This is a genomic window from Phenylobacterium sp., from assembly GCF_028290885.1.
Classification (GTDB): domain Bacteria; phylum Pseudomonadota; class Alphaproteobacteria; order Caulobacterales; family Caulobacteraceae; genus Phenylobacterium.
The window spans coordinates 1-4,535 of sequence record NZ_JAQGIZ010000084.1; the positions used below are offsets into that span (position 1 = coordinate 1).

Genomic DNA, 4,535 nt, shown 5'->3' on the forward strand with positions numbered 1-4,535 from the left:
CGCCGGCGCGGCCGCGGCGCAGGGCGCGGCCTCCCCGCAAGGGGCGCCCCCGGCGCAGGGGGCGGACACCGTCGGAGAACTGGTGGTCACGGCGCCGAACTACGTGCCGACGACCACGACCGGCTCGAAGGTCGCCACCTCGATCCTCGAAACGCCCCAGTCGATCACGGTGATCAACCGCGACCAGATCGACGTCCTGCACTGGACGAGCCTGCAACAGGTCGTGCGCTACACGGCCGGCGTGACCGGCGAGAACTTCGGGCCGGACGCGAGATATGACTGGTTGACCCTGAGGGGCTTCGCGCCAGTCCAATACATCGACGGGCTGCAGGCCCCGATCGGCTCGGTCACGAACGTGGGGACCGACCTCTACGGCTTCCAGTCGGTGGAAATCCTCAAGGGACCGTCCTCCGGACTCTACGGCTCGACCCCGCCCGGCGGCATCGTGAACATGACCAGTCGCCGTCCCCAACAGGAGGCGTCCGGAGAACTGGTCGCCGAAGTCGGCAACTACGATCTGAAGCAGATCCAGGGTGACGCGACGGGGCCCCTCAGCGACACGGTTTCCTACCGGCTGACCGGCCTCTACCGCGACTCGGGGAGCATCATCGATTTCGAGAAGGACCGCCGCGGGTTCCTGTCGAGCGCGCTCAAGTGGGACATCGACCCCACCACCAGTCTCACCCTGCTCGGCTATTATCAGAACGACGACCTGAAGAATAACAGCGGTGGCTTCCTGCCGCCTTCGGGCACGGTCCTGCCCAATCCCAACGGCACAATTCCGCGGAGCCGCAGCCTCGCCGAACCGGGATACAATATGTTCCAGCGCGACCAGTACGGGGTCGGCTACGAGTTCCGTCACGCCTTCAGCGACAACCTGTCGTTCGAGCAGAACCTCAAATACTTCTCTTCGGACACCAAAACCCTGTCGGTCTACGGCGCCGGGCTGCAGACGCCGAACGGCTCGATCGTCAACCGCTATAACTTCCCGTTCAACGAGAAGGTCACATCCTTCAACGTGGACAACCGAGTGCAGGCGGACCTCGCGACCGGCGACTTCAAGCATACCTTGCTCGTCGGCTTGGACTACCGGCGCTATGTCGACACCTCGGAATTCGGCTTCGCGGTCGCTCCGCCGATTGACGTGTTCCATCCGGTCTACGGCGCGCCTGTCACTGTTCCGACGCTCTATCCGTACGCCAACATGGTGCAGACTCAGACCGGCCTCTATGTGCAGGACCAGGTCCGCCGCGGCGGCCTTATCCTGACGCTCGGCGCCCGCCAGGATTGGGTGAGGACCGACGACAAGGCCGGCGGGACCACGGCCGACGACAGCCAACTGAGCTACCGGATCGGCGCCAACTATGTCTTCGCCAACGGCGTCGCGCCCTATGTCTCCTACGCCAAGTCATTCCAGCCGACGACCGGCGTCGCCTTCAACGGCGCCACCTTCGCGCCGACGCAAGGCGAGCAGTGGGAGGCAGGGATCAAAGTCGAGCCCGCCGGTCTGCCGCCAGGGGTCAAGACCCTGGTGACGCTGGCCGCCTACGATCTGGTGCAGCGCAACGTGCTCACGCCGGACCCCGACCCCACCCACCCCTTCGCCAGCGTCCAGACCGGCGAAGTCCAGGTGAAGGGCGTCGAACTGGAAGGCGTCGCGCGCATCCGCGAGCGCCTGAGTCTGAATGCGTCATACAGCTACACCGATAGCGAAGTGACCAAGAGCAACGGGCCCGACCTCGGCATGCAGTTGCCGATGGTGCCCCACCACAAGGTCTCGGCCTTCGCCGACTATACCTTCCAGGACGGTCTCCTGGCCGGGTTCGGCGTGGGCCTGGGCGCCCGCTATCTGAGCTCGAGCTACGGGGATGCCGCCAACCTGTGGCAGGCCAATTCGGTCATCCTCTGGGACGCCGTGGCGCACTACAACTTCAAGGCCTGGAAGCTGACGCTCAGCGGGAGCAACATCTTCGACAAGACCTACGTGGCGGCCTGCGAGTCAGCCAGCAACTGCTTCTATGGAACTGCGCGCTCGGTGACGTTCAGCCTTGGGCGCTCCTTCTGACGGGAGACCTCGTCCGGAGCGTTGGACACTAGATCGGCAGGGACATCGAGGCCTTGATCTCCTCGAGCACCGCGTAGGTGCGCGTCTCGCGGACGCCCGGCATCTCCACCAGGACCTCGCCGAGGAAGCGGCGGTACGCGGCCATGTCCCGTACCCTGGCCTTGATCAGATAGTCGAAGCCGCCGGCGACCATATGACACTCCATCACCTCGGGCGACCGGCGGGCGGCGGCGGCGAAGGCTTCAAATACGTCGCCTGTCGTTCGATCGAGCACCACTTCGACGAAGATCAGAAGGGGCCGGTCGACCTTGGAGGGGTCGAGTACGGCGGCGTAGCCGCTGATGATCCCCTGTTCCCGAAGCCGTCGAACCCGATCCGAACATGCGGAGGGTGACAGGTTGCAGCGCAGGGCCAGATCCTGGTTGCTGATCCGTCCGTCCACTTGCAGGACCCGAAGGATTCGCCGGTCGGTGTCGTCGATCCGGTAGGATGTCGCCATTTCGCGAAAATTCCACGAATATATTCGGCGATCAACTGCAAATCCCGAAGCCCATCCGGTCGTCTCCCGACTATTCCGGACCTCGACCGCGCTGCTCGTTGGCGCTTGGCTTACGGACCCGGCATGCCTTTCGATCACCTGGATGCGGTAAAATTTGCGGACGAGCGGCAGGCGGTGGCCGCCGCCCTGGCGGCGCGGCCGCTGGGCGCCGAGGACCGCGAGGCGGTGAGCCAGGAGGCCGTCGCCCTGGTCAGGGCGGCCCGCCGCGGCGCGCGGCGCCAGGGGGTGGTGGAGAGCTTCCTGCAGGAGTTCAGCCTGTCGACCCGCGAGGGCCTGGCGCTGATGTGCCTGGCTGAGGCGCTGCTGCGCACGCCCGACGAGGAGACCCGCGACAAGCTGATCGCCGAGAAGATCGCCTCGGCCGATTGGGCGAGCCATGCGGGAGCGTCGGACTCGATCCTGGTCAACGCCTCGACCTGGAGCCTGATGCTCACCGGCAAGCTGATCGACCCCGACGAGGAGGCCGGCGCCGACCTTCCCGGCTTCATCCGCCGGCTGGCCGGGCGGCTGGGCGAGCCGGTGATCCGCCGCGCGGTGGGCGCCGCGGTCAAGATCATGGGCGAGCAGTTCGTGCTGGGCGCCACCATCGAAAAGGCCATCCGCCGCGCCGCGCAGGACGGTTTTGTCTGTTCCTTCGACATGCTGGGCGAGGGCGCGCGGACCGAGGCCGACGCCGACCGCTACGAGGCGGCCTATGCCGCGGCCCTGAAGGTGGTGGCCAAGCATGCCGGCGGTCCCGGAAACCAAGTGGGCCCGGAAGCCGGCCATGGCGTTTCGGTGAAGCTCTCGGCGCTGTCGCCGCGCTACGAGGCGCGCCAGCCGGAGCGGGTGTGGGGCGAGCTCTATCCGCGCATCAAGCGGCTGGCGCTGCTGGCGGCGGCGGCGGACATCAACCTGACCCTCGACGCCGAGGAGGCCGACCGGCTGGTCATCTCGCTGGAGATCCTCGAACGGCTGGCGGGCGAGACGGAGCTCGGCGGCTGGACCGGCCTGGGCCTCGCCGTCCAGGCCTACCAGAAACGCGGGCCGCAGGTGATCGAGGCGGTGGCCGGCATCGCGCGGGCCAGCGGCCGGCGGCTGATGGTCCGCCTGGTCAAGGGCGCCTATTGGGATAGCGAGATCAAGCGCGCCCAGGTGGCGGGCCTGCCGGGCTATCCGGTCTATACGACCAAGGCCGCCACCGACCTGTCCTACCTGGTCTGCGCTCGGGCGCTGCTGTCGGCGGCGCCGGCGCTCTATGGCCAGTTCGCGACCCACAACGCCCACACCCTCGCCGCCGTGCGCCAGATGGCGACCCAGGCGGGGCTGTCGCCGGAGTTCCAGCGCCTGCACGGCATGGGCGAGGCGCTCTACGCCGGCGCCCGCGACCGCTACGGCGCCTTCCCGCTCAGGGTCTACGCTCCCGTCGGCAGCCACGAGGACCTGCTGCCCTATCTGGTCCGCCGTCTGCTGGAGAACGGCGCCAACACCTCCTTCGTCCACGCCCTGCTGGACGAGCGCACGCCGGTGGAGAAGGTGGTCTCTGATCCCATCGCCGCCCTCGAGGCCTCGGGCGGCGCGCCGCACCCGCGCATCCCCCTGCCGGTCGGCCTCTATGGGCCGAGCCGCAGGAACTCGCAGGGCATGGATCTGTCCATCGCCGGAGTGCGCGACCGGCTCGCCGCCGCCATCGCCGCCCTGCCGCCGCTGGAGGCCGCACCCATCGTCGGCGGCAAGTCGCCGAAGGCCGCGACGGCCAAGCGGGTGTCGCCGTCGAACCTGGCGCAGACCGTCGGCCAGGCGGCCGACGCCACGCCGGCCGACGTCGACGCCGCCTACGCCGCGGCGGCGAAGGCTCAAGCCCCCTGGAACGACCTTGGCGGCGAAGGCCGCGCGCCGATCCTGCGGGCCATGGCCGACGCCCTGGAGGCC

The 4,535-nt window shown here is 68.1% G+C and carries 3 protein-coding genes; 2 read left to right on the top strand and 1 reads right to left on the bottom strand.

Annotation, left to right across the window (positions count from 1 at the left end; translation table 11 throughout):
• Nucleotides 1-2,065, top strand: a 2,065-nt coding sequence (locus JWP28_RS06145; RefSeq protein WP_299541130.1) for a TonB-dependent siderophore receptor, incomplete at its 5' end; no start/stop codon positions are given.
• Between the two features lie 28 nt (nucleotides 2,066-2,093).
• Here the strand turns inward: JWP28_RS06145 and JWP28_RS06150 are convergent.
• Nucleotides 2,094-2,564, bottom strand: a complete 471-nt coding sequence (locus tag JWP28_RS06150; protein WP_299541132.1) for an Lrp/AsnC ligand binding domain-containing protein — start codon at nucleotides 2,562-2,564, stop codon at nucleotides 2,094-2,096.
• Nucleotides 2,565-2,687: 123 nt separating this feature from the next.
• Here JWP28_RS06150 and putA point away from each other — a divergent pair.
• The coding region (gene putA / locus JWP28_RS06155) for a bifunctional proline dehydrogenase/L-glutamate gamma-semialdehyde dehydrogenase PutA (protein WP_299541134.1) at nucleotides 2,688-4,535 on the top strand (1,848 nt) is incomplete at its 3' end.